The organism is Pseudomonas sp. UBA5706 (assembly GCF_002419965.1).
Lineage (GTDB): Bacteria > Pseudomonadota > Gammaproteobacteria > Pseudomonadales > Pseudomonadaceae > Aquipseudomonas.
Window position 1 is genome coordinate 12,381 of the sequence record NZ_DIHC01000038.1, and the last position, 25,902, is coordinate 38,282.

The 25,902-nt window shown below is 61.5% G+C and carries 17 protein-coding genes and 1 pseudogene; 9 read left to right on the forward strand and 9 right to left on the reverse strand.

What is annotated here, in order from left to right:
* Nucleotides 1–42: 42 nt before the first annotated feature.
* The 6 genes from B3I26_RS18010 to B3I26_RS18035 all read left to right on the forward strand — a co-directional run bounded on the left by B3I26_RS18010 (nucleotide 43) and on the right by B3I26_RS18035 (nucleotide 9,084).
* Nucleotides 43–2,955, forward strand: a complete 2,913-nt coding sequence (locus B3I26_RS18010; RefSeq protein WP_296259577.1) for a TonB-dependent receptor — start codon at nucleotides 43–45, stop codon at nucleotides 2,953–2,955.
* 73 nt (nucleotides 2,956–3,028) lie between these two features.
* Nucleotides 3,029–4,882: an extracellular solute-binding protein gene (locus B3I26_RS18015; RefSeq protein WP_409521987.1), complete on the forward strand. Its 1,854-nt coding sequence runs from the start codon at nucleotides 3,029–3,031 to the stop codon at nucleotides 4,880–4,882.
* The gene (locus tag B3I26_RS18020; RefSeq protein ID WP_296259579.1) at nucleotides 4,869–5,933 is read left to right on the forward strand and encodes a microcin C ABC transporter permease YejB; all 1,065 of its coding nucleotides are present in this window, start codon (nucleotides 4,869–4,871) and stop codon (nucleotides 5,931–5,933) included. The genes B3I26_RS18015 and B3I26_RS18020 overlap by 14 nt, the downstream gene beginning before the upstream one ends.
* Nucleotides 5,933–6,955, forward strand: a complete 1,023-nt coding sequence (locus tag B3I26_RS18025; protein ID WP_296259580.1) for an ABC transporter permease — start codon at nucleotides 5,933–5,935, stop codon at nucleotides 6,953–6,955. Before B3I26_RS18020 ends, B3I26_RS18025 begins: the two co-directional genes overlap by 1 nt.
* A gap of 31 nt (nucleotides 6,956–6,986) precedes the next feature.
* Nucleotides 6,987–8,588: an ABC transporter ATP-binding protein gene (locus B3I26_RS18030; RefSeq protein ID WP_296259582.1), complete on the forward strand. Its 1,602-nt coding sequence runs from the start codon at nucleotides 6,987–6,989 to the stop codon at nucleotides 8,586–8,588.
* A gap of 142 nt (nucleotides 8,589–8,730) precedes the next feature.
* Nucleotides 8,731–9,084: a gamma-glutamylcyclotransferase family protein gene (locus tag B3I26_RS18035; RefSeq protein WP_296259584.1), complete on the forward strand. Its 354-nt coding sequence runs from the start codon at nucleotides 8,731–8,733 to the stop codon at nucleotides 9,082–9,084.
* A gap of 74 nt (nucleotides 9,085–9,158) precedes the next feature.
* On the opposite strand, the gene B3I26_RS28915 is transcribed toward B3I26_RS18035, so the two are convergent.
* From B3I26_RS28915 to B3I26_RS28925, 3 genes and pseudogenes are all read right to left on the reverse strand, one after another.
* Complete coding sequence (locus B3I26_RS28915) at nucleotides 9,159–9,998, reverse strand: methyl-accepting chemotaxis protein (RefSeq protein ID WP_414707635.1); 840 nt, start codon at nucleotides 9,996–9,998, stop codon at nucleotides 9,159–9,161.
* A 15-nt stretch (nucleotides 9,999–10,013) separates the two neighbouring features.
* A pseudogene (locus tag B3I26_RS28920) lies at nucleotides 10,014–10,757 on the reverse strand (HAMP domain-containing protein); the annotation flags it as partial.
* A 48-nt stretch (nucleotides 10,758–10,805) separates the two neighbouring features.
* The gene (locus tag B3I26_RS28925; RefSeq protein WP_409521986.1) at nucleotides 10,806–11,048 is read right to left on the reverse strand and encodes a hypothetical protein; all 243 of its coding nucleotides are present in this window, start codon (nucleotides 11,046–11,048) and stop codon (nucleotides 10,806–10,808) included.
* A 289-nt stretch (nucleotides 11,049–11,337) separates the two neighbouring features.
* Here B3I26_RS28925 and B3I26_RS18045 point away from each other — a divergent pair, with 289 nt between their 5' ends.
* A complete protein-coding gene (locus tag B3I26_RS18045; RefSeq protein ID WP_296259585.1) occupies nucleotides 11,338–12,336 on the forward strand; it encodes an NAD(P)H-quinone oxidoreductase in 999 nt (332 codons plus the stop codon).
* A gap of 76 nt (nucleotides 12,337–12,412) precedes the next feature.
* Here B3I26_RS18045 and B3I26_RS18050 read toward each other — a convergent pair whose 3' ends face one another.
* Nucleotides 12,413–13,624: an FAD-dependent monooxygenase gene (locus B3I26_RS18050; protein ID WP_296259586.1), complete on the reverse strand. Its 1,212-nt coding sequence runs from the start codon at nucleotides 13,622–13,624 to the stop codon at nucleotides 12,413–12,415.
* Nucleotides 13,624–14,142 carry a MarR family winged helix-turn-helix transcriptional regulator gene (locus tag B3I26_RS18055; RefSeq protein ID WP_296259588.1) on the reverse strand — a complete coding sequence of 173 codons (519 nt, stop codon included), beginning with the start codon at nucleotides 14,140–14,142 and terminating at the stop codon, nucleotides 13,624–13,626. Before B3I26_RS18055 ends, B3I26_RS18050 begins: the two co-directional genes overlap by 1 nt.
* Before the next feature lie 387 nt (nucleotides 14,143–14,529).
* Between B3I26_RS18055 and B3I26_RS18060 the strand changes: the two genes are divergently transcribed.
* Both B3I26_RS18060 and B3I26_RS18065 read left to right on the forward strand, forming a co-directional pair.
* A complete protein-coding gene (locus tag B3I26_RS18060; protein WP_296259589.1) occupies nucleotides 14,530–16,044 on the forward strand; it encodes an MFS transporter in 1,515 nt (504 codons plus the stop codon).
* Between the two features lie 327 nt (nucleotides 16,045–16,371).
* The gene (locus tag B3I26_RS18065) at nucleotides 16,372–18,774 is read left to right on the forward strand and encodes a membrane-bound PQQ-dependent dehydrogenase, glucose/quinate/shikimate family (RefSeq protein ID WP_296259590.1); all 2,403 of its coding nucleotides are present in this window, start codon (nucleotides 16,372–16,374) and stop codon (nucleotides 18,772–18,774) included.
* Between the two features lie 39 nt (nucleotides 18,775–18,813).
* On the opposite strand, the gene B3I26_RS18070 is transcribed toward B3I26_RS18065, so the two are convergent.
* From B3I26_RS18070 to B3I26_RS18085, 4 genes are all read right to left on the reverse strand, one after another.
* Nucleotides 18,814–21,195, reverse strand: coding sequence for a TonB-dependent siderophore receptor (locus B3I26_RS18070; protein ID WP_296259591.1), 2,382 nt, complete (start codon nucleotides 21,193–21,195; stop codon nucleotides 18,814–18,816).
* A gap of 372 nt (nucleotides 21,196–21,567) precedes the next feature.
* Nucleotides 21,568–22,992, reverse strand: a complete 1,425-nt coding sequence (locus B3I26_RS18075) for an efflux transporter outer membrane subunit (protein WP_296259592.1) — start codon at nucleotides 22,990–22,992, stop codon at nucleotides 21,568–21,570.
* Nucleotides 22,989–24,140: an HlyD family secretion protein gene (locus B3I26_RS18080; RefSeq protein WP_296259593.1), complete on the reverse strand. Its 1,152-nt coding sequence runs from the start codon at nucleotides 24,138–24,140 to the stop codon at nucleotides 22,989–22,991. Before B3I26_RS18080 ends, B3I26_RS18075 begins: the two co-directional genes overlap by 4 nt.
* Before the next feature lie 5 nt (nucleotides 24,141–24,145).
* Nucleotides 24,146–25,744, reverse strand: a complete 1,599-nt coding sequence (locus B3I26_RS18085) for an MFS transporter (protein ID WP_296259594.1) — start codon at nucleotides 25,742–25,744, stop codon at nucleotides 24,146–24,148.
* Between the last annotated feature and the right edge of the window lie 158 nt (nucleotides 25,745–25,902).

The following is a 25,902-nucleotide window of genomic DNA, read 5'->3' on the forward strand; positions in this document are numbered from 1 at the left end:
GCATACACCAGCCCATCAGCAGGACAGGGAGCCCGCGACGCGATGCGAACATCCAGAACGTTATCCAGCCATTTTGCGCTGAGCCCATTTGCACTGACTTTTGCCGCCACGGTGGCCACCAGCGCCAGTGCCAGCAGCTTCGATATTCCTGCAGGCCCGCTGGACCAGACCTTGCTGAGCATCTCGCAGCAGAGTGGCAAGGCCATCTCCTTCGAGCAATCACTGATCCGTGGCCACACTGCGCCGGCGATCAAGGGCGAACTCAGCTCTAACCAGGCATTGCAACTCGCCCTGCAAGGCACTGGGGTGCAGGAAACCGAGCAGGGCAACGACATTGTTCTGAGCGCCGCTCCTTCAACGACAGCCGAAACCGTGCAAGCCGGGGTCGAAAGCCCGTCCATCACGCCCCAGCTACAGCGCATTGAAGTCACCGGCAGTGCTATCCGCCGTGTCGATGCGGAGACCGCCGTTCCGGTGACGATCCTGCGAACCGAGGAGCTGAGAAAACAGGGTGTCACGTCTACCGAGCAGTTGATCAACCGCATTTCGGCGAACCAGTCTTCGGTTGGCGGCGGTCGTTCTGTCGGTTCAACCAGCGGCGGTGCTTCATTTGCGGACCTGCGCGGCATCGGCGCCAACAAGACTTTGGTACTGCTTAACGGCCGTCGCCTGAGCAACAACGCCACGAGCACCAGCGCCGGCTCGGGCGTGGACCTGAACACCATTCCGTTCGCGGCGATCGATCGCGTGGAAGTGCTGCGTGATGGCGCGTCGGCGCTGTACGGCACCGACGCCATCGGCGGCGTTATCAACTTCATCACCAAAAAGAGTGTCACTGAAGGGCAGCTGTCCGCAGGCGGCAGCACGCCGACCCATGCCGGTGGTGGTGATACCAGCAACTTCAGCGGGAGCTGGGGATTCGGCGATCTGGACAACGACCGTTTCAACGTCTTCGGCGTGATCAGCCACGACAAACAGCAAAGCCTAAAAGCCAGGGACCGCGACTACACCTACAACTATCAGCCGGGCAGGGGGCTGGATTACTCATCCGGTACTGCTTCACCGGCTAACTGGAGCCAGGGCGGGAACGCCACCAACCCGCTGGCCGCGTCCGGCTGTAACAGCCCGGGTCTGATTCTGCGCAACGGCATCTGTCGCCAGTCGGTCTGGAGCTACCTGGACCTGGTGCCCGAAACCGAGAAGACTTCTTTCTTCGGCAAGGCCACCGGCAAGCTGGCGGAGGATCACAACCTCAGTCTGGAATACTTCTGGGCGCGTAACGAAAACCGCACGCAGATCGGCCCGGGCTTGCTGACCGGGTTACAGGTCAATCCCGGCACGGCGTTCTATCCCGGCAACGGCATTACGCCGGGGCCTGCCAACTTTGCCCTCGATCCCGGCCAGCCGGTGGACGTGAACTGGCGAGAAAGCGAAGTCGGTGCCCGCAGGCATGAGGACGACAACGTCAACCAAAGGATCCTGCTGACCTTCGATGGCGTGGTCGCCGGTTGGGATTACAACATCGGCGCCGGCTATAACCAGAGCAAGGTGACCAACACCATCCTCAGCGGTTATGTGGACGACCGCGCCGTAGCAGACGGCATCGCCAATGGCGTGATCAATCCGTTTGGCGCTCAATCGGCTGCAGGCGCTGCATTGCTGGCGGCAAACAATATCGACGGCGATTATGGCGTCGCCGTTGGCCGTGTGAAGAGTATCGACGGGCGAGCCAGCCGCGACATCGGCGACTGGTTCGGTGCCGGTCCCGCAGCCCTCGCTTTGGGCGGCGAATACCGTAAGGAAGAATTCCACCAGGACTTTTCCGCTTGGGATGCCAACATCCAGAGCCTGGGCGTCGATCCGGCGGCTGCGGTATCTGGCGACCGCTCGGTGCAGGCCGAGTACGCCGAACTCAACGTGCCAGTGCTCGACAGCCTCGAACTGTCCGCTGCCGTGCGCCACGACAAATACAGCGATTTCGGCAGCACCACCAACCCGAAATACTCGTTCCGCTTCCAGCCATTCAAGCAGTTGGTGGTTCGCGGCGCCTACAGCGAAGGCTTCCGCGCGCCGTCGCTTTACGAGTTGTACAACCCGGTCTCGACCGGCTTCACCGTTGCCAACTACAACGACCCGCGCCTGTGCAGCGGTGGCTCGCCAGCCAACGGCGGGATCGCCAACCGCGACTGTTCGCAGCAGTTTTTCAACCAGACCGGCGGCAACACCGACCTCAAGCCTGAGACCGCGCGCAACGTTACCCTTGGTTTTGTCTATCAGCCGGTCAACAACCTGTCCCTGGGGCTGGACTTCTGGTGGATCAAGATCGCCAACCAGATCTCCGAATTTCCCGAAAACGCTGTGTTCGAACAGCCGGACCTGTACCCGGATCGCATCGTGCGCAAGCCCGATGGCTCGATCGATCACATCATCACGGGGCTGGCCAACCTGGGCAAGGTCAAGACCAGCGGCGTGGATGTAAGCTTCGACTACCGCTTCCCCGAAACCGCGCTGGGCCAGTTCGGCACCAATCTGCAAGGCACCTACGTCACCCGCTACGACTATCAGCAAGACCTGGGCGGCGCGTACATCGACAAGCTGGGCGACTACCGCGGCGGCACCTTTTCCTCAGCCGGTGCGGTCACGCGCTGGCGCCACAACCTCAATGGCACCTGGGCCAAGGGCCCATTGGGCGCGACGCTGACCAACCGTTTCCTCAGTGGCTACAACGACGACGATCGCTCCACCCACGGCAAGGTCGGCTCATGGAACGTCTGGGACCTGGCCGGCACGTACACCTGGCGCCAGACCGCGCAGGTCACTGTGGGCGTGCAGAACCTGTTCGACCGTGAGCCACCGTTCAGCAACCAGACCTCGACCTTCCAGAGCGGCTACGACCCACGCTATTCGGACCCCTTCGGACGCACGCTGTACACCCGTCTTTCCTACAACTTCTGATGACCTGCGTCAGCGCTTGCGAGGGCGCTGACACTTCGCGCGTTGCGTGCTGCCGCAGAGGAGTCTTGTTTCAATGCTGTATCGATTGATGCTGTTCGCCGTTCTGTCGGCCTGCTGGTCGTCTTCGCCAATGGCGCGGCCTGTTCACGCCTTGACGGTCTACGGTGAGGCGCCGAAATACCCTGAGAACTTCAGGCACTTTGATTACGTGAATCCCGACGCGCCGAAGGGTGGGAGCTTTCGCCGTTCTTCGATGGAAGACGGCCAGTTCGATCATTTGATCCCCTATGTCGACAAAGGCACCGGGGTGACCCAGATTCAAGGCTGGCTTTACAGCCCGCTTGCCTATCGCTCGCAGGATGAACCCTACACGGTGTATGGCCTGGTGGCGCAGGCCATGGAGCTGGCACCGGACCGCAGCTGGCTGCGTTTTTATCTCAACCCGAACGCGCGTTTCGCGGATGGCAAATTCATCACCGCGCAAGATGTGCGCTTCACCTTCGAGCTGCTGAGAACCCAGGGCAGCCTCAGCTATCGTCAGCGTTTCGCCGATGTCGATCAGGTGCTGGTGGAGTCTGCGAGTCAGGTTCGGTTCACCTTCAAAACCGCCGATAACCGTACCTTGCCGCTGGACATCGCCTCGCTGCCGGTGCTGCCGGAACATTGGTGGCGCGAGCGTCACTTTGCCAACGGCGGCGGTTTCGAGGCGCCGCTGGGCAGCGGTCCTTACCGGATCAGCGCGGTGGACAACGGGCGCAGCGTGACCTTCGAGCGGGTCAAGGACTGGTGGGGCCGCGACCTTGCCGTGAGCCGCGGCCTGTATAACTTCGACACCCTGCGCCTGGAGTTCTTTGGCGACACCGACGTGTCCAGGCAGCTGCTGCGTGCGCAGGGCTATGACTTCAATCGGGAGTTTTCGGCGACCAGTTTCATGATCGGCTATGGCGGGGACGCGTTGAGCGATGGTCGCCTGCAACGTGAGCACCTGGCACCCCACGCGGTGCAGGGTACTCAGGGGTTCGTCTTCAACCTGAAAAAGCCGCTGTTTCAGGACCGCCGCGTGCGAGAGGCGCTGAGCCTGCTCTGGGATTTCAACTGGAGCAACCGGCAGATGATGCATGGCATGTACCTGCGTCAGCGCAGTTTCTTTTCCCGCAGCGAGCTGGCGGCCACTGCGCTGCCTGATGCACAGGAGCGGGCGATTCTGGAGCCGCTGCGCGGCAGCATCCCCGACGCGGTGTTCGACCAGGTTTACCAAGCGCCGGAGACCGACGGCAGCGGTCACGTTCGCCCCCAGCAGTTGCAGGCATTGAAACTGCTTGAACAGGCTGGCTGGAAGCCTCAGGGCGACCGGTTGGTCAATGCCCGGGGTGAGCCGCTGCGCTTCACCTTCCTCAGCAATCAGAAGGGCTTCGAGCGCCTGCTGTTGCCGTACAAGCGCAATCTGGCACAGATCGGTATCGGCTTCGAGATTCGCATGATCGACTCGGCGCAATACGCTAACCGCGTACGCGCCCGGGACTACGACATGATCGTCAACGGCTATCCGGTCAGCCCGTCGCCGGGGCGTGAACTGACCAACTTCTTTGGCTCAGAAGGAGCGGACGATCCGGGCTCCAACAATTACATGTCACTGAAAAACCCGGCGGTGGACAGGTTGATCGACGGTCTGGTACGGGCCAACGACCGCCCGACGATGATGCGCTACGCCCACGCCCTGGATCGCGTCCTGCAGTGGGGCTACTACTGGATCCCCAATTACTACCCGCCCGGGTCGTCATCGGTCTGGTGGAACCGCTTCGCACGTCCGCCCGTCGCGCCCCTGAACGATGTCGGCATCGACACCTGGTGGGAAATCAGCAAGACACCATTGACCACCGTGCAGATGCGCGAAAAGACCGAGGTAAACACCCATGCTGGCCTATAGCGTGCGGCGCTTGCTGCTGATTCTGCCGACCTTGCTGTGTATTTTGCTGGTCAACTTTTTCATCGTGCAGGCAGCGCCCGGTGGCCCGGTCGAACAGGCCATCGCGCGCCTCCAGGGCATCGGCAATCAGGCGTCGCTGTCCGGAACGAGCGCTGAGACGGTCGGGCAGGGCTCCCGAACGGTGCGCGGGCTGGACCCGGTGCTGCTCGCCGATATCGAGCGTCAGTACGGTTTCGACAAACCCATTGGCGAACGCCTGTGGCTGATGCTCAACAACTATGCGCGGCTGGATTTCGGCGACAGTTTTTTCCGCGGGGCCAAGGTCACTGACCTGATCCTCGACAAAATGCCGGTCACGCTGTCGCTCGGCTTCTGGGCCACGCTGATCAGCTACCTGGTGTCGATTCCGCTGGGGATACGCAAAGCGGTGCGCCATGGCAGTCGTTTCGATGTCTGGAGCAGTGCCGCGATCATCGTCGGCCATGCCTTGCCCGCCTTTCTGTTCGCGCTGCTGCTGATCGTGGTGTTTGGCGGGGGCAGTCTGCTCGACTGGTTTCCGGTGCGCGGGCTGGTGTCCGAGAATTTTGCCGAGCTGAGCTGGGCCGGCAAGGTCGTCGACTACTTCTGGCACTTGGTTCTGCCCGTGCTGGCGCTGGTGATCGGCAGCTTTGCGACGCTGACCATCCTCACCAAGAACAGCTTTCTTGACGAAATCAGCCGCCAATACGTCATCACCGCCAGGGCCAAGGGCTTCAACGAAAAGCAGGTGCTGCGTCGCCACGTGTTCCGCAACGCCATGCTGCTGATCGTGGCAGGTTTGCCCCAGGCGCTGATCGCCATGCTGTTCGGGGGTTCATTGCTGATCGAGGTGATCTTCTCCCTCGACGGGTTGGGGCGGCTGAGTTACGAGGCTGCCGTGTCGCGGGATTATCCGGTGGTGTTCGGCACGCTGTTCATCTTCACGCTGTTCGGGCTGGTGATCAAATTGCTGGGTGATCTCTGCTATCAGCTGCTCGATCCGCGGCTGGATTTTTCGGCGAGGACAAACTGATGTTCGTACTTTCTGCGCCCACCCGCCGTCGCTGGCTGCACTTTCGGCGTAATCGGCGAGGGTGGTGGTCTTTGTGCCTTTTTCTTGGCCTGTTCATCCTGTGCCTGGGCGGCGAGCTGATCGCCAACGACAAACCTTTGGTCATCGGCTACAAGGGCTCGTTGTATTTCCCGGCCGTGGAGCGTTACACCGAGCAGAATTTCGGCGGTGCACTGCCGTTCCAGCCCGACTACCGCGACAGCTACGTGCGAGAGCTGATCGAAGGGCAGGGTGGCTGGCTGCTGTTTGCGCCGATACCGTTCAGTTACGACACCGTCAACTACGACCTGAGCACGCCCTCACCGACGCCGCCCTCCGCGCAGGACTGGCTGGGCACGGACGATCAGGCCCGCGATGTGCTGGCCCGGGTAATTTTCGGCACACGGGTCTCATTGCTTTTCGCCCTGGCGTTGACGCTGGTCAGCACCTTGATCGGGATCCTCGCCGGTGCCTTGCAGGGGTACTACGCCGGCTGGGTCGACCTGCTGGGGCAGCGTGTGCTGGAGGTTTGGGCTGGCCTGCCAGTGCTGTACCTGCTGATCATCCTCTCGGGCTTTGTCGAGCCCAGCTTCTGGTGGTTGCTGGGCATCATGGCGCTGTTTTCCTGGTTGACGCTGGTGGACGTGGTGCGCGCCGAGTTTCTGCGCGGGCGCAACCTGGAATACGTCAAGGCCGCCAAGGCGCTGGGCGTGGGTGACTTTCATGTGATGCTGCGGCACATCCTGCCCAATGCGATGACTGCAACGCTGAGCTATCTGCCGTTCATTCTGACCGGGGCAATTTCTACGCTCACTGCACTGGATTTCCTTGGTTTCGGCATGCCACTGGGTACGGCCTCCCTCGGTGAACTGATCAGCCAGGGCAAGAACAACCTTCAGGCGCCCTGGCTGGCGCTGACTGCATTTTTTTCGTTGGCGCTGATTCTGTCGTTGCTGGTGTTCATCGGCGAAGCCTGCCGTGATGCCTTTGACCCTCGATTGTGACGCCGCCCATGATCCGCACAGGAAAACCGAAGTGAGTGAAGCATTGATTGAAATCCGCGACCTCAAGGTCGCGTTCGGCGGGCACAAGGCTGTTCGCGGCATCGACCTGGATATTCGCGCCGGTGAGTGCCTGGCGCTGGTGGGGGAGTCGGGCTCGGGCAAGTCGGTGACGGCGCATTCGATTCTGCAATTGCTGCCAGCCCATGTAACGAACAGCGCAGGCAGCATCCGCTTTCAGGGTGAAGAACTGCTCGGCGCCACCCCGCTGCGCTTGCAGCAGATTCGCGGTGACCGTATCGCCATGATCTTCCAGGAGCCCATGACCTCGCTCAATCCGCTGTATACGGTGGAGCGACAGCTGGCAGAGACCCTGGCCCTGCACAAGGGTTTGGCTCGTGCAGCGGCACGCAGGCGCGTTCTTGAGTTGCTGGAGCTGGTCGGTATCCAGCAGCCGGAGCAACGTCTCAACGCTTATCCGCATCAGCTGTCCGGGGGCCAGCGGCAACGGGTGATGATCGCCATGGCGCTGGCCTGCGAGCCCGTGTTGCTGATCGCCGACGAACCCACCACCGCGCTCGACGTGACCGTGCAGCGACGCATCCTGACCCTGCTCAAAAACCTGCAGAAGCGTTTGGGGATGGCACTGTTGCTGATCAGCCATGATCTGAACGTAGTGCGCAGCATCGCGCAGCGCGTGGCGGTGATGCGCGGCGGTGTCATCGTCGAGACGGCCGAATGCTCAGCGCTTTTTGCCGCACCTGGGCATGCCTACACGCGTGAGCTTCTGCAGGCCGAGCCGGACGGGCATGCACTGCCACGGACTAGGAGCGAAAACCTGCTGGAGGTGGATGACTTGCGAGTCTGGTTCTCGCAGGGCGGTTTGTTGCGACGCAAACCGCCGATCAAGGCGGTCGATGGCATCGCGCTGCGCCTGCAACGCGGCAAGACGCTGGGCATCGTTGGTGAGTCCGGCTCTGGCAAATCGACGCTGGGGCAGGCAATTGTGCGTCTGATCGATGCACAGGGCAGCATTCGCTACGACGGGCAATCACTGGATCGGCTCAATGGCAGCGCCCTGCGCCCCTGGCGCCGCAAGATGCAGGTGGTGTTCCAGGACCCTTATGGCAGCCTGAGTCCGCGCATGAGCGTGCAGCAGGTTCTGGAAGAAGGCTTGCGCGTGCACACCGATCTCGACACCGGGCAACGCGAGGCCGAAGTCATCACGGCGCTGCACGAAGTGGGCCTGGACCCGCAAACCCGGCACCGTTACCCGCACGAGTTCTCGGGCGGTCAGCGGCAACGGATCGCCATCGCCAGGGCGTTGGTGCTCAAGCCCGAACTGATTCTGCTCGATGAACCGACGTCAGCGCTGGACAGGACTGTGCAAAAACAGGTGGTCAGCCTGTTGCGACGTTTGCAGGACGAGCATGGCTTCACCTACCTGTTCATCAGCCACGATCTGGCAGTGGTCCGCGCACTGGCCCACGACCTGATGGTGATCAAGGACGGCGTCGTCGTGGAAACGGGCGCTACCGAGCAACTGTTCGCATCGGCGCAGCATCCATATACCCAGGATCTGCTGGTGGCGTCGTTCGTTGAGTCCCCTGCGCCCAAGGCAGGCAGCATAGGCTGATGAGGTAAGTTGGCCGGCGGCGCATACGCTGCATACGCATGGCCCGCTGTCTGCAGTGCAGCGATCGCTATATAGTCCTCATCACAGCGCGAGGCGAATGAAACGCTCGTCGCTGGCTTACAGATCACTTTCAGGACAGACGATGAATCAATCTCCAACATCTGCGGTGCTGCTGTTTTCCTATGGCACCTTGCAGGACAAGGCCGTGCAGCTGGCTCAATTTGGCAGGGAACTGGCCGGCGACGCTGACCGGATGACAGGCTATAAACAATCCTGGGTGGAGATTACCGACCCCGATGTACTCAGCGTCAGCGGCAAGACGCATCACCCGATTGTCAGTCCCGGTTCCGATGCTGCGGACAGTGTTGCAGGCACGGTCTTTCAGATCACCGAGCAGGAATTGGCGGCAGCGGATGCCTATGAAGTGTCGGACTACCAGCGGGTACGCGTGACGCTGTCTTCTGGCCGCAGCGCGTGGGTGTACGTGAAGGCCTAGCCGCGCTGGGCTGCGGTGGCCGACCCGCCACCGTTGCGAGTGGCCGCACCTTTGACCGGGTGCGGCCTCGGCCATCAGATGCGGAAGCTGCCCACCAGTTGTTTCAAACGCGATGACTGCTGCTCCAGGTCAGTACAGGCGCGCAGGGTCGCGTTGAGGTTTTCCACACCTTCCTGGTTCAAAGTATTGATCTCGGTGATGTCCACGTTGATGGCCTCCACGACTGCGGTTTGCTCTTCGGTCGCCGTCGCGACCGACTGGTTCATGCCGTCGATTTCGCCGATGCGCGCCGTCACGCTCTCCAGGCTGCCGCCGGCGCGATTAGCGATGCTCACGCTTTCACCGCTCTCACGCTGACTCTCGTTCATGATCGCCACCGCTTCGCGTGCACCGAGCTGCAGCTCCTCGATCATCTTCTGTACCTGGCTTGACGACTCCTGAGTGCGGTGGGCCAGGCTGCGCACTTCGTCAGCGACCACGGCAAACCCGCGACCTGCTTCACCGGCACGGGCGGCTTCGATGGCGGCATTAAGGGCCAGCAGGTTGGTTTGCTGGGAAATGCCGGTGATGACTTCGAGAATCTGACCGATGTTGGCGGTCTTGGTATTGAGCAGTTCGATCTGCCCGCTGGCGCTGCTGATCCTTGTGGAGAGGCGGTTCATCGCCTGAATGTTCTGGCTGACCACCTCCTGCCCATCGGCGGCAAGGCTGCGGGCGTCGCTGGAATGGCCCGAAGCACGGGCGGCATTCTGGGCGATCTCCTGCGCCGCAGCTCCCAGTTGGTTGATGGCCGCCGCCACGCTGTTGGTACGGTTGGCCTGTTGATCGGAGTTGAGCATCGAGGAGTTGGAGGCGCTGACGACGCGGAGCGCGACTTCGTTGAGCTGCACGGTGGAAGAGGCAACTTCACGCATTGACTGGTGAATCCGCTCGACGAACAGATTGAAGCCATTACCCAGGTAGCCGAATTCATCCTGGCTTTGGATCGTCAGGCGCTTGGTCAGGTCCCCTTCGCCTGCGGCAATGTCGTGCATGGCTTTGCCCATCAGGTTCAGGGGGCGCAGCAGTACGCTCAGCAACATGCCCATCAGGATGATGATCGACACCACGGCGATCACTGTCGCCACGACCGCCGAGGTACGGAAGTCGCTCAGCAGGGCGTACGCCTGGGTCTTGTCCACGGCAACGCCGACGTACCAGTTGACCGAGGGCAGGCCGTTGACCCGAGCAAAGGTCAGGATCTGGGTCTTGCCGGCCAGCGTGCTTTCACTGATTTCGGTCGACAGTCTGGGTGTGTCGGTGGGGTACACCTGTGCCAGGGTTTTCATCACCAGGGACGTGTCCGGGTGCACCAGAATCCGCCCGCTGTCATCGACCAAAAAGGCGTAGCCGTTGCCCTGTACGCGTAGCGAGCTGATCATTTTCACCAGCGTGTCCAGGCTCAGGTCGCCACCGACCACACCCTGCTGGCCGGTGATGTCCTTGGCGGGTGTGGCGATGGTGACGATCAGCCCCTTGGTCACGGCATCCAGATACGGCTCGGTCAGGGTGGTCTTGCCGGCCGTCACGGCATCCTTGTACCAGGGCCGCGTGCGTGGGTCGTAGCCGGCAGGCATGTCTTCCGGTGGCTGCATGGTGAATGCGCCGTCACCCTGGCCCAGGTAGACGCTCATGAAGGTGCCCAGCAGGGTCTTTTGTTTCAGCGCCTGGGCGCGCGCCTCTTAATCGGGCGCGGTTGCGAGCGTCTCGGCGATGCTCTCGACCAGTAGAATCCTTCCTGACAACCAGCTCTGGATGTTGCCCGCAGTGCCTTCACTGGTCTCGCCCAGCCCTTGCTTGAGCTGGCTTGCCGTTGCGTGCCGCTGCAAGTAGTCGTTGTAAAGCGTGAACAGGGTGAAGGCTGCGATGACGACGAGGGAAGCTGCCAAAAGGATTTTGTGGCTGAATTTCAATGATCTGGTCATGGCCTGAAGATCCGCGTGGCTGATTCGGGTAAGCGCGTTTTATGCATACGCTTGAGCGTGATATCGGCTCAAGTCGCGGCCGGTCCAGTGGATGTGTCGTGAAATCAGGCACATCCCGTGCGCTTCCCGACCGTCGGTCATTGCTTGCGCATGATTGGCCTGGGTGGTGTCGGCATCGCTGCGCTTGCCATCAGAGCGTGCGGGAAAGCAACACGTTCAAGGCACGGTGCTGAATGCCTGGGGCAGGCTGCTGTCACAGCCTGTACTGCCATTTTTGAAGAGGTGCGACATGAATTTGCCCGACCACATGAACTACATCCAGATCACCGAACCCGGCGGCCCCCACGTGTTAAAGCTGGCCGAGACCGATGTGCCAAGGCCTGATGACCATCAGTTGCTGATCAAGGTTCACGCGGCGGGCATCAACCGTCCTGACGTGATCCAGCGCACGGGTAAATATCCGATGAAGCCCGGGATGAGTCCGGTGCCGGGCCTGGAGGTGGCCGGTGAGATCGTCGCACTCGGTTCAGCGGTCACTGGCTTTCAGCTCGGCGAGAAGGTCTGTGCGCTGACCAATGGCGGAGGGTATGCCGAGTATTGCGTGGTACCGGCGTCCCAAGCGTTGCCGGTTCCTGCCGGCGTGGACATGCTGCAGGCAGCTGCGATACCGGAAACCTTCTTTACCGTCTGGGCCAATCTGTTCGAGCTGGGCCGGGCCAGCAAGGGCGAAACCGTGCTGATCCACGGTGGCACCAGTGGTATCGGCACCACGGCCTTGATGCTGTGCAAGGCGCTGGGGATCAACGCTTTCGCGACCGCGGGCAGCGAGCAAAAATGCGCGCAGATTCGTGCGCTGGGTGCGCAAGCGATCAACTATCGCGACGCTGATTTTTCCCAGGTCATTGCCCAGCGAACCGAGGACAAGGGCGTCGATGTGATTCTCGACATCATGGGCGGCAGCTATTTCCAGGGCAACGTGGCCTCCCTCGCACGCCGTGGTCGATTGGTGATCATCGGTTTTCTCGGCGGCAGCTCGGTCAAGGACTTCAGCTTGCCGGCGCTGATAGACAAACAGGCCTCGGTGACAGGCTCGATGATGCGTTCGCGCAGCGCAGCCGAGAAGGCCGAAATCGCCCGGGCGGTGAAAGCCAATGTCTGGCCGTTGCTCGCCCAGGGGCAATGCCTGCCCATTATTGACCGGGTGTTCCCGCTAGCCGAAGCGAGCAGCGCGCATCAACGAATGGAGGAGGGCGAGCACATCGGCAAAATCGTGCTGAATGTCGTGTGAAGGTGCGCAGATAAGCGAACGCACCCTGAGCCGGGCCTTCGCGCTGCCTCAGGCGCGCATTGATGACGCGAGGCAATCATCCGGCCCGTGTCTGCTGCAGCGCCTCATAATCAGGCAGGGTGATGGCGTCAGCGTTGGGGGAAAGGAACGTGCCGAGCAAGCGCTTGAACCCCGGCGCGGTGGCCAGCCTTAGCACGGCATGGCCGAGCCCGATACCGAAGCGCGAGTGCGGCGACGCCAGTCTAGGTGCGAATTTGGGTACTTTCTGTGCCTGAGTCACGTAAGGTCGCATCAGTTGTTCATAAGCAGCGAAGGCGCGGGCATGGTCGTCGTGACGGAGCAGTTCTCCGGCCAGCACGTAGGCTCCGCTCAGCCCCAGGCTGGTACCCATGCCACTGATGGGAGAGGCGCAATAGGCGGCGTCGCCCACCAACGCGATACGCCCCTTCGACCAGCGCGGCAGCTTGACCTGTCCGACTGCTTCCAGGTAGAGGTCGGTGGTGTGATCCAGCGCGGCGAGGACGCGGGCGGTTTCCCAGCCAGCATCGGCAAAGATGCGCTTAAGCAGTGCTTTCTGTTGGTCCTGCGCCAGTTTTTCGTAGCCGCTGGGGGGCTGTTGAAAAGACAGCAGCGCGCGGGTGCTGCCCAGGTTGTCCGGGCGCAAGCAGACACAGCGCCCGCCTGGGATGTTGTACCAGCGCATGCAGTCCCCGTCGCTGGGCTGCCGCGGGAGGGTGAAGTAAGCGGTGTAGAGATCCAGGGAGCGGCGCTGGACTTCGTTGCCAAAGACCTTGTTGCGGGTTGACGAACCGATCCCCTCGGCCACGATCACCAGATCGTAATCCTGCGTATCACCGCATTCGAATCGCACATGAACCTGCTGACCATCGTCCACGATGGCTTCAATGCTGTCCCCGAAGCGGTAGGTCACTCGCTCTTGGCTGTGTTGGATCAGCAGCTTGGCGAGTTCACCGCGCAGGATCTCCAGTTCGGCAATCGGTCCTTCGCCGTCGAAGGCCTGCACCCCGATGAACGCCTTGGTCCGGTTGCTCCGATCAACGAAGGCGATGCCCCGTTCATCGGTGGTGTTTGCCCGCACGCGGTCTTCCAGCCCCATGCGCTGGATGACGGTACGCCCGGCGCCGCGAACGTCGATGGTCTGCCCACCGTCGCGAAAAGCCGGTGCTTTTTCCACCACCGTGACAGTGCTGCCTGACCGGGACAACCAATAGGCTATCGCCGGGCCTGCGATGCTGGCGCCGGTGACAAGAATGTTTTGCGCTTTCATCACACGTCCTGGTTTGCGAGGGTAGGGTTGGTGTCGCACGGCAAAGTGGCGCGATACACGTCGATCACCTGACCGAGAAACCGCTGCACCACCGCGCGGTCTTCGCCATCGAGCGCATTCAGCACGGCGCCCAGGGCCTCCAGCATCGGCGCCATATGCCGATAGGCCCGAGCCACGGAAGCCTGCACTGGGCAGACCAGCACCCGACGTTTGTCGTTCATCTGGCGCTCGCGAATCACATGCCCGGCGCGTTCCAGGCGGTCGACCACCTGGGTGATGCCAGCGGTGGTGATGGACAGGCGTGCTGCCAGCTCGGTGGGTGGCAAAGGGCCGTCGGTGATCAGGTGTTCCAATGCCGCCATGTCGGTCTGGTTGATGCCCAGCACTGTGCACAAGACGCCAGCAGCCTTGCGCGTCAGGATGGATATCTGTTGCAACTGTTGACCGACGGCATCGCTGGCGATCTGTAGCCGGCGGGGGTCTTCGGCTGAAAAGGGTGCAGAGGAGGGCGTCTTCATCAAGGTTTCTGCGCATGATCCAGTGGCTGGGTGCTGAGCGCGCACAGTAACAAATAGCTAACTCGCTTAGCTAGTTTTATCGTTTCGCTGTGAAATCGTCAGCGCATGCGGTGTGATGCAGGTGTACAGCAATTGCCAATAGACCCGGGCGGCTGGTCCTTTCCCCATGGATTGCAGCCCGGTTTGAACCTGAGTCCGTGTGCGGTGAGGGCGAACAAGTGATTTTTTCTTACCGGTTTGCGACCGCTGTCAGCCCCGCGATGCGTGCGTCAAGGCCATGACAACCGGGCACGTTGTCGCAGGGCAGCGTCTCGCCGGGGTTGTGCTGAAGCGTTTCAGCTGGCATAAAAGAAAAGGCTTTCAACGCGTAAATCCAGGCAAACATGGATGACGCGCAGATGGCAGCCATCCCATGAATCAACCTGCTACACCCTGACCGTGCTCGCCGCTACCGCCTCCAAGGCGACTGTTCGCGCGATCTACCTGCCCTTGAACCTCATAGAGGCCATTCATTCGGCGCGCCCAAGCGCCGTGCTGCAAAAAAGGACCGGACCATTGAGCGATCAATCCACTCCGAACACTTCACTCGCCCGTCTGTGCGACAAAATCGGCATCCCTTACCCGCTGTTCTGGGGCTTCGTTGGCTTGCTGATCTTTATGATCGGCGACGGCGTCGAGCTTGGATACCTTTCCCCCTTCCTCAGCCAACGTGGCATGCCCGGCGATGAAATCGCCATGGTGTTCACCCTGTACGGTGTCACTGTCGGGATATCGTCCTGGCTGGCCGGTGCGCTCTCCAACCTTTGGGGCCCCAAACGGGTGATGTTGCTGGGGCTGATCATCTGGAGCGTGTTCGAGGTGCTGTTTCTCGTCTACGGTCTGCAAAAACTCAGCTACCCGATGATTCTGCTGACCTACGGTCTACGCGGATTCGGTTATCCACTTTTCGCCTACGGTTTCCTGGTATGGATTGCCGCCGCCACGCCGCCCCGCAAGATGGGCATGGCCGTCGGCTGGTTCTGGGTCGCTTACGCGGCAGGCTTGCCCACCCTGGGCTCGTTGGTGGCAAGCGTGAGCATTCCCCTCATTGGCGCGCTGCAAACGTTCTGGCTGTCCTTTGCGCTGGTGTTGGTCGGCGGCGCTGTCGGTCTGCTCGGCATGCGTGATGCAGCGGGCATGCGTCGCCTGGCACCCGAGGGCGAAAAACCGATGGTGTCGATGGCCAAGAACATCACCATCATGTGGTCGCGTCCGAAGGTGTCGCTGGCAGGCCTGGTGCGGGTGATCAACACCTCGTCCATGTTCGGCTTTCTGGTCGTCATGCCTGGATTCTTTATGCACACCGTGGGGTTCACCCTGGAACAGTGGCTGCGTCTACTGACGATCGTCTTCGTGTTCAACATCATTGGCAACCTCACGTCCAGCGTGATCAGCACCCGGATCGGTTACCGCAATACCATTCTCTGGCTGGGCGCCGTGGGCAGTATGATCAGCACGCCGCTGTTCTTTTTCATGCCGCAGATGTACCCGGACAACTTCCTGATCGCCTCGGTGTTTGGCGCGTTTTACGGCCTTACGCTGGCGTGCTTCGTGCCGCTCTCGGCGCTGGCGCCGGCCTTGGCACCGCAAAACAAGGCGGCCGCGCTGTCGGTGCTAAGCCTGGGCGCTGGCGCATCGACCTGGGTCGGGCCGGCCGTGGTGGCGATCTTCCATGACCGTTTCGGGTTGGAAGGGGTGGTCTGGGCGTTCTGTGGCCTGTATGCGTTGAGTGCGGTGATGACCGCGTTCCTGCGCGATCCCGAGCCAGTGCATGAGCCGATACTGATCAAGATCAAGCGCCGGGTCAAAATCCGTGCGCCGCGTCTGGATTACCGCTGGGCACACGCAGAAGAACCGAAATAATAATTAGGGCGACGGCAGTCACGGCGGGCGACTCGCGCCCCTCGGGATGGGTGTACTGGGCAGGCATGTGCCGTCAGCCAGCGTCTTCAAGGCCTGCAGTGAGCGAATGCCGGCGGCGGCTGCAGGGCTGGCCCCTGCAGCAGGGCCGTATTCTCGACCCGACTTGCTCACTGAGAAAATCGACCGCCCCCACGCCTGAGCAAATATCGGCAGAAAGCAAGCATTGATTGAAACGCCGAACTGTATCGTGACGCGAAGAGTCCACAGGATTGCGTTTCAGAAGATGCTACCGACAGCGGGTTTACGCCTTTGGGCGTTGGGGGAGACATGAAAGTATTCAATCGAGCCACACCGGTGGCTTCCGGCGTGTTAGTGGCCTTGGCCGGGTTGATCTTGCTGGGCGGAGGAATCAGGCTGGCCATTCTTCATGGCAGTGCGTACTACGCGATCGCCGGCGCCGGGCTGGTGCTGGTCGGGCTGGGCCTGATCAAAGGGCAACGCTGGTCATTGTGGCTGTATGGCGCGCTATGGCTGGGCACGTTGATATGGGCAATCAGCGAAGGTGGGCTGAACGTCTGGGCGCTGGAGCCACGCCTTATGCTGCCGACGCTGCTGGGCCTGTATCTGCTGATGCCGCGGGTGCGGCGCAGGTTGGGGGAGGGTGCGCACATTTCCTCGGTGGGCAATGTCGTCATGCCGCTGGTGGGCTTTGCATTGGTAGGCGGCCTGTTCTTTGCCCATGCCTACCCCAAGCCGCAGGCAGAGGCAGCAATGCTGGGGGCCTCGACCGATCAATCGGTCAGCGACAACGACTGGAACTATTACGGTCGCACCGCCCGTGGCGAGCGTTGGTCGCCGCTGAGCCAGATCGATCGGCAGAACGTCTCTGGGTTGCAGCCCGCTTGGGAGTACCGTACAGGTGACGTGGCGCGCTCCGGCGAAAACAAGAATGGCTACGAATTTAACTTTGAAGTCACCCCAATCAAAATCGGCGAGACGCTCTATATCTGCACGCCCCACAGCCAGGTGATTGCGCTGGATGCGGTCTCCGGCCAGGAGCGCTGGCGCTTCGACCCCAAGCCTGAAACGTCCAATAACGCGTACCTGGCCTGTCGCGGTGTGGCGTTCTATCAGATGCCAAGCGATCAGGGCGCAGGAGGGGAGTGCAGCCAGCGCATCATTGCCCCGGTGGCTGACGCGCGTCTGGTGGCGCTCGATGCGAGCACGGGCAAGCCTTGCGCGGATTTCGGCGATCAGGGGTTTGTCTCGCTGCGCCAATATCTGGGTAATGTGCCCAAGGGGTTTCACTTCGTGACCTCACCTCCGCTGGTGGCTGGCAACCGGGTCATTCTGGGCGGCTGGATCTACGACGGGCAGAAAACCAACGAACCTTCCGGCGCCGTGCGCGCATTCGATCCTGTGACCGGCAAAATCGTCTGGGCCTGGGATGTCGGTCGCCCGGGCGACCCGGTGGCGCACCCCGGCCCGGACGAGACTTTCACTGCGGGTACGCCTAACGCATGGGGCGTGTACACCGCCGATGTCGAGCGCGGGTTGGTCTACCTGCCAACCGGCAATGCGGTGCCGGATTACTACGGCGCTCATCGTCGGCCATTCGATGAACAATACTCAAGCTCTGTGGTAGCGCTTAGCATCGAAACCGGCGAACTGCGCTGGACCTTCCAGACCCTGCACCATGACTTATGGGACATGGACGTGCCTATTGGCCCGACCTTGGTAGACCTGCAAGACAGCAATGGCGCGCCGGTGCCTGCCCTGGTACAAACCACCAAGCGTGGCGAGCTGTTCCTGCTCAACCGGGAGACCGGCAAGCCGATCGCCCAGGTGCAAGAAAAGCCGGCACCGCAAGGCGGGCTGGAGGACGATCATCCTTCAGCGACGCAGCCTTATTCGGTGGGCATGCCGTCGTTCGCGCCGCCGCAGATCGAAGAAAAGGACACCTGGGGCGTGACGCCGATCGACCAGATGCTGTGCCGGATCGAGTTTCGCCAGCTGGATTACAAGGGCGCGTTCACGCCGTTTTCCCTGAGCCAGAAAACCCTGGTCTACCCGGCGTTCGATGGCGTCATCGACTGGCACGGCGCATCGGTCGATCCGCAAAGGCGGCGTTTATACGCCAACCTGAGCTACATCCCGTTCATTGCGCAGACATTCAAACGTGCCGATGCCGAGGCCAAAGGGCTGGTCGAACCCTGGGACGGAACCGGGCAACCACCACGGCCCAAAGAGTTTGCGATCAATCCGCAGTACGGTACGCCCTACGTGGTCAAGGTCGATCCGTGGCTGGGCATTCTCGGTGCGCCCTGCAAAGCGCCGCCGTGGGGCCAGTTGGCGGCTGTCGACCTGGGTACTCGCTCGCTGGTCTGGAAACATGACGTGGGCACCACGCGTGACATGGGGCCGCTGGGCCTGCACGCTAACCTGCCGTTTTCCACGGGGATCTTCAACATTGGCGGCAACATCACCACCCGTTCAGGGCTGATTTTCATGGGCGCCACAGCTGATAACTACCTGCGTGCCTTCGATGCCCAGGACGGCAGCGAAATCTGGCGTGCCCGGCTGCCGGCAGGCGGGCAGGCGACGCCCATGACGTACATGGGCAAGGATGGCCGCCAGTATGTGGTGATCGCGGCCGGCGGCCATGGCGGGCTGCAGACCCAGTCGGGCGACTATGTCGAAGCCTTTGCGTTGCCGGCGGCAAGCCACTGACGTTCTTTGCCTCTCGTTGAAGGGGTCGGCGATCGCTGGTTACAGCGACCACTTCAGCGAGAACATCACGTTGCGCGGATCGCCGTATACACCGCTGCCGGTAGCCGTCGGAATGCCCTGCCAGTACTTCTCGTCAAGCAGGTTGTTCAGGTTGACTCGCGCATCCCAATGCTCGTCGAAGCGGTATCCGGCCATCAGCCCGACGACCGCGTATGAATCTTGTAGCGAGTGACCTTTGCCCACCCGATTGTAGGTCTCGCTCTGGGCCATGACGTCGGCACCCACGCGCATTTTGTTCAAGCTGCCCGGCAGGTGGTACGTAGTTGCGGCCTTGAACAGGTGCTTGGGCTGGTTGGGGGCGAACAGGTTGCCCTTCTCGAAGGTGCGGTCCTTGACGTATTGACTGAGCAGCAAGGTATAGGCCGCGGAAAACTGCCAGTCCGGCGTCAGGGCGCCTGTCAGTTCGGCATCGATACCGCGGCTGCGCACCTCACCGGCAGCCTCGTAACAGGTGCGGTTTTGCTGCTGGCAGGTGGCGGGCGGATTGGGAATCGCGTAGGCGCGGTTTTCCTGGGTCATGTCAAACACCGCCAGCGAGGCGTTCAGGCCGCCGTCGAAGTACTCGCCCTTGACACCCACCTCGTAGCTCTCGCCCGTCATTGGATCAAGAATCGCGCCGCCGATATCCTGCTGGTTTTGCGGTTTGAAAATCTCCGTATAGCTGGCGTAGACCGAGTAGGTGTCGTTCAGGTCAAAAATGACGCCAGCGTACGGCGTCACTTCTTGCGTGACTTTGTAATCGCCGGTGCTGGCCGAACGGTTCTTGTAGTCGTACCAACTGATCCGGCCGCCGACGATGATGTGCAGCGGATCGATGGGGTTAAAGCGTGCCGCTGCGTATATCCCGTCTTCGGTGGCGGTGTTCTTATTCATGTAGCCGGTGCGGGTGGTGAGGTCCGGCTTGGGAATGATGTGCGGGTCAAAGCGGTAGATGTTGACGGGCGTGGAGCCGTAAAAGCCGCCGGTCTGGTCGAACTTCTCTTCGCGGCGGCTCACGCCGAGCATCAAGTCATGCTCCCGGCCAAACAGCTGGAACGGGCCGGAAAGCGAACCGTCCAGGTTGGTCTGCACGTCGGTGGTGTCGTATTGGCCGGAGGCCTGGCCATACCCGGTACCTGCCGCCGTCAGGTAGCTGGAGAACATGTCCGACTCGGCCCAGATTCGCGCCGCGGCCAGCTTGCCGCTCCAGCCGTTGTCGAAGTGGTGGGTCAGGTCGGTGAAGACGCTGACGTTGTCCCGATCCCAGTACGCCCAGTCGTTGCTGAGGAAGGTGGAGCGGGGCAGGTGCAGGTTTTCGCCGTTCGGCCCGGCGGGCAGGCTGCCCCAGTCGGAGGTCGCGTCATCGCGCTGCTTCGAGGCGCCGACGGTCCAGGTGGTGGCGTCGCTCAGGTCGGCTTCGAACACGCCGTAAAATGTCTGGCGTTGCTTGTCGCGTTCATCGACGAAGCTGTTGCCTTGTTCGTAGGCCGCCACTACCCGGCCACGCAGGGTGCCGGATTCGTTGAGCTTGTTGGACGCATCGACTTCGGTGCGGTAACGGTCCCAACTGCCAGCGCTGGTGGTCACACTGACCTGTGGCGTGGCCGTCGGGCGCTTGCGCACCAGGTTCAGTGTCGCCGAAGGACTGCCTGCGCCGGTCATCAAGCCCGTTGCGCCGCGCACTACTTCTACCCGATCGTAAAGCGCCAGGTCTGCGCCGGAAATGGTATCCAGCGTGAAGCTGCTGACAATGGTCGGCAGCCCGTCATACATCAGGTTGTCGATGGGAAAGCCGCGTGCGAGAAACTGCTGGCGGTCCGAACCGAACTTGCGCAGCGTGATGCCGGGCGCGTATTTGACTACATCGTTGAGATCGTTCATGCCCTGATCATCGATGCGCTGACGGGTGATGACGCTCACCGATTGTGGCGTTTGGCGGATCGACAGCGGCAGCTTGGTGGCGGTGCTCATCGAGCCGGTGGTGTAGGACGCGCTGCCCTCCGTGGTGGCGAGCCCCGCGATGCCACTGCTTTGCGAATCGATGTTGATCTCGCCAAGCGTCATGGCGCCGTCGCCAATGCTGCCGCCAGCCTGAAACACCCGCGCGCCATTGCCCTGCAGCTGGGTGCTCAAGCCGCTGCCCGCAAGCAACCGCTCAAGCGCCTGGACCGGTTCCAGATATCCCTTGACGGCCGGCGCCTGCTTGCCAGCCACCTGTGACGCGTCGAAAGCGACCTGCATCCCGCTGGCCTGACCCAGTTGCATCAAGGAGGTGGCCAGCGCTTGCGCAGGCAGATTCAGTTGAACAGGTGCAGCCAGCACTACAACCGGCAGACCGATTGCCATGAGGCCGATCAACGAAGGCGAAAACGGACGAAACATCATGCAATTCCTAAGCGGGACGCGCGACAGCGATGACCAGACGGTTACCCCAACGGCAAGGGGTCTATCGCGGGGCCTGTGCCGGGGGACGGCGATCGTAACAATTTTCTTACAATTTAGTAAACGCAAACCATTATCAAACGATATTTGTTTGCGATCGCTATATGTTTCTGATTGCTACGGAGGTGGGCGTCGGACGAATTGGCGTCTTTGCTTGGGCGTACCGGCGCAGGCAAGGCGTGCGCCGGGTTGAGTCGATACCCGAGGGGGGAGAGTAAGCGCGCAGAGCGCCACCGGGATATGTGCCCATGGCATCCGCTCTCGGTTGGCGGATGTGGGGTTGGCTGAAGCCGCGTCAGCCTGTCATGGGCGTCACTTTTCCCCTGTCGCCATGACCATGGGCTGGCCCGGCTCTACCCCCGGCCAGCCTCCACCCAGGGCCTGGTACAGCGAAATGACGTTGTTGAGCTGACTTTCCCTGACCTGAATGGCGGCCAACTCGGTGTTGAACAGATTGCGCTGGGCGTCGAGCACTTCCAGATAGGAAGAGTAACCGCCCTGATAACGGTCCTGGGCGATGTCCAATGAACGGCTCAGCGTGTTTATCCGCGTGCGTATCCGTTCGATCTGCTCTTCAAAACGCTTGACTGCCGACAGCGAATTTTCGACCTCGCCGAATGCCTTGAGCGCGACGGCGCGATAGTTGTAAGCGGCCTGGTCACGCTGCGCCGTTGCTACGCCAACCTGCGCTTCAAGGCGTCCGCCACTGTAAATCGGCGCCAGCACGCTGACGCCCAGATCCCACACCTTGACCGGGTCGAAGTCCAGCGCGTTGACATAGAGGCGCCCGAAGCCTGCCGACAGTTGCACTTGCGGCAGGTACTCATCGCGACGTGCCTCCAGGCTAAGATCCGACGCTGCCACCATCAGCTCCGCTTGTTGAATGTCCGGGCGGCGTCGCAACAGCTCTGACGGCAGCATCCCTGGCACTGTTGGAGGCGCGATGTTCTGAAACAGGCGGCCTCGGGATACGTAGCCGGGCAGTGTGCCTGTCAGCAAGCGGATGGCGTTTTCCTGCTGGCGTATCGATTGCTCAAGTTGCGGAATCATCTGCTGGGCCGATTCGTACTCCGACTGCGCCTGGGTCAGCTCCAGCTGTGAGGTATAGCCTTCGTTGGACCGGTCCTGGGCGACCATCAGTGCATCACGTCGCGACGCAGCCGTATCGCGCGTGACCTTTAGCTGGGTGTCCAGCGACAGCAGGGTAATGTAAGCGCGCGCCACGGTACTGGCGACGGACAAATGAACGTTGTCCAGGTCTGTCCGGGTGGCCTGGTATTGCAACCGAGCCGCCTTGTCCAGGTTGCGCAGGCGGCCCCAAAGGTCCAGCTCATAGGCCACCTGGATTTCCGGTTGTATCGATCGGGAGTGAGTAATGCCGGTCACGCCCAAATTGCGCGTCGTCTGCGCGCCCAACGACCCATCAAGGGTGGGCAATAGCGCAGAATGGGTCAGGCCGATTTGCTGGCGCGCCTCTTCGACCAGGGCCACTGATGTCAGGACGTCGGTGTTGTGCAGCAGCGCCTCATCGACCAGCTGGCTGAGGGCCGGGTCGTTGAATGCTCGCCACCACTGTGCAGAGATCGGCGCCTGCGCCTGCGCCTGGCCTCGCCATTGCGAAGGGGCGAAGACCTTGGCCTGCGTAGGTATCGGCGCCTTGGTAGGCGCGCAACCCGCCAACGCCACCAGTGTTGCGAGCATCAGAGGTTGCCATGGGCAGCAAGTTGACGAGCTCATGGCGCGCTGCCTTCGTCGCCCGCACTGGCTGTATCGACATGGGCGACGACCGACATGCCGGGCCTGAGCCGTCGGGCCATCGGTTGATTGGCATCGAGTGCGATCCTGACGGGGATGCGCTGTGCGACCTTGGTGAAGTTGCCGGTGGCGTTGTCGGGCCGCAGAACGCTGAATTCGGAACCGGTGGCTGGCGCGAATCGCTCCACGCGCCCGGTCAGGCGGGCGCCATCCAGCGCGTCCACGTCCAGGGTGACGGTTTGTCCCGCCAGCATGCCGTTAACCTGGGTTTCCTTGTAATTGGCCACCACCCAAAGCTGCTCGGGCACCAGATACAGCAACTGCGAACCCGCGCTGACGTATTGCCCCAGCCGCACCGATACTTCACTGAGTACACCGTCACGCGGGGCGCGGATACGGGTGTTTTCCAGATCGATCTGCGCCAGGTGCAGGGCCGCTTGCGCGCTTCTGACGGCAGCCTGCAACACGCCTCGCGAAACCTGGGTGGATTTCACCGTTTCCCTGGCGATGTCGATTGCCGCTCGGGCTTTCTTTACATTGGCGCCAGCACTGCGAGCGGTCGCCCGGATCTGGTCACGTTCGCGGATAGACACCGAACCTCTGGAGGCGAGTTCGTTGACCCGCGCTTCGTCGGCTTTTGCACGATCGGACTCGGCCTCGACTGAAAACAGCTCAGCTTGCCTTGAGGCCAGCGTCGCCTGATCCGAGGCCTGGGTTTGCAGCGAGTTATCCAGGTCCGCTTTGCGCGCATCAAGATCGGCGGCCGCTTGCTCGACCCGCTGCTGATAAATGCGATCGTCGATCTGTATCAGCACCTGCCCCTGCTTGACCACCTCGAAGTCCCGCACAAGAACCTGGGCGACGTAACCATTGACCTGCGGCGCCATGACGGTGATCTGTCCCCGGACATAGGCGTTTTCCGTGGTCATGACCGCGCTGTTGAACGGCCAGAACTGCCAGGCATACAAGACCAGCACGATGCCGACGGCCGCCACGCCTGCCATCAGCCAGAGCGTCGCACGGCTGGATTTGATGATTTTCGGCGGACCTGCCGCGGCGCCACCTGCATCGGCTGCAACGCTGGGAGAGGCTGGGGTGTTGATGTTTTTTTCTGGATCGGTCTGGCTCATTAAAGTCACACAACTGCAGAGGAGGGAGTGGCGGGGGGCGGCGGTGTCGCTTTGCGCGCAGCGCGAACGGTGTGCACCAAGGACCAATACAGGAAACTGACGGTCAGCACGCCCAATACGCGGAAGACGTCATTGAATGCCAGTACGTTGGCTTCCCGGGTGGCGGCCTGGCTTAGCTGGGCAATGCCTTGGGCGTTGCGCAGAGCAGGATCGGTCTGAGTGGCGGCATAAATCTGTCCCTGAATCTGCAGGCGCTGCGCGATGACCGAGTTGGTGGGGTCGATGTGCCCGTTGATCTGGCTGGAGTGAAACTTTTCCCGAAGCACCTGAAACGAGCCTAAGGCTGCTGGCCCTGCCAACCCCCCGATGCTTTGCGTGAGCGAGAACAACACAGCGAAACTGACCATGTAATGGGGCCCGTTCTTCAGCGCACTCATGACGCCGATCAGCAACAGTGGCCCCATGAACATCCCGGCCGCCACCGACAACAGGAATTGACTGAGAAACATGGTGTGTGGACGTGTCAGGTTGGTGGCATCGGCGTCCATGAAACTGCCGACTGCGACCAGCACGATAGAGGCGAGAATCTGCGGTATGGCAGCTTTTTCGCTAAACGTAAGGGCACTGACGAGTATCCCCGCCACCAGCCCGGCGAGCATCACTGCATACAAGGGCTGCAATTGGTCCGCCGCCATGCCCAGGTTCTGCAACAAGCCAACCGCGCCATAGGTTTGTTCGGACAGGATAAAGCGCAACATCAGCGCACCCATGGCGAAGCGTATCGTGTCCAGCGACGCCAGCCAGCGGGTTTGCAGCAACGGATTCTTGCGTCGGTGCTCGATCATAACGGCCACGGTCAGCAAGACAATGGCGGCGATCAGCGCGTAGCCAATCCAGGTTTGCGTGTTCCACCACTGCACGCGTCCCTGGGTCAGCACCGCGGCAAACAGGCCCAGCGCCGGGGCGAGCAGAAAGAAGGTCAGAAAATCCAGCGGCTCGAAGGCCTTGATCTGCACACCGGGCGGCAGTTTGAGCGACACGACGGCGGCCAGGCAGCACAGCGCCAAGCCCGCCTCGAAGACATACAGGCGATGCCACTCGCCCATGTCTAGCAACGCGGGGGAAATCAACCACGCCAGTGGAGTGGCCAACTGAGAGATGCCGATGCCCAAGACCAGCGCTCTGCCCATCTCAGCCTTTTTAAAAGCCTGCAGCATGTACATCACCGCCAACGTGCTGACGGTTGCCCCGGCAAATCCGCTGGCGGCCCGGACAAATATTGCCATCGTGAAGCCATCGATGAATACATGGGCAACCGTGAGCACGACATACGAGAGCAGGCCAATTTCGGCGAAGCGGCGCAGACCATATTGCTGGCGGAACTTAACCAGCAGCAGCGCCGTTGAGATGTTGACCATCAAGTAAGCGGCTGGCAGCCAGGCGGCCTCGGAAGGTGTCAAACCCAGGTGCCCCTGGATATTGGCGAGGTTAGCGCTGATCAGCGCGTTGCCCAGCCCGCCGGTGATGCCCAGCAATACCGCAACGAGGGCGTAAGCCAGCCGCACGCGCGGTGTGTGATCGGGGGTAGAAGGAGAGCCGGGCATCGAAGGCCGTTCATGCGCTTCCCAGTTGGGCGTCGGTGCAAGGTACTCAGCCAATCGCAGTCATCTCGATAAACCGTTAAGGCGAAAGTGCCGTTCAGTTTGCGCGATACTAGACGGGTGAGTCGAGTATTAGTTCATTTACGGGAATACCCAATCGG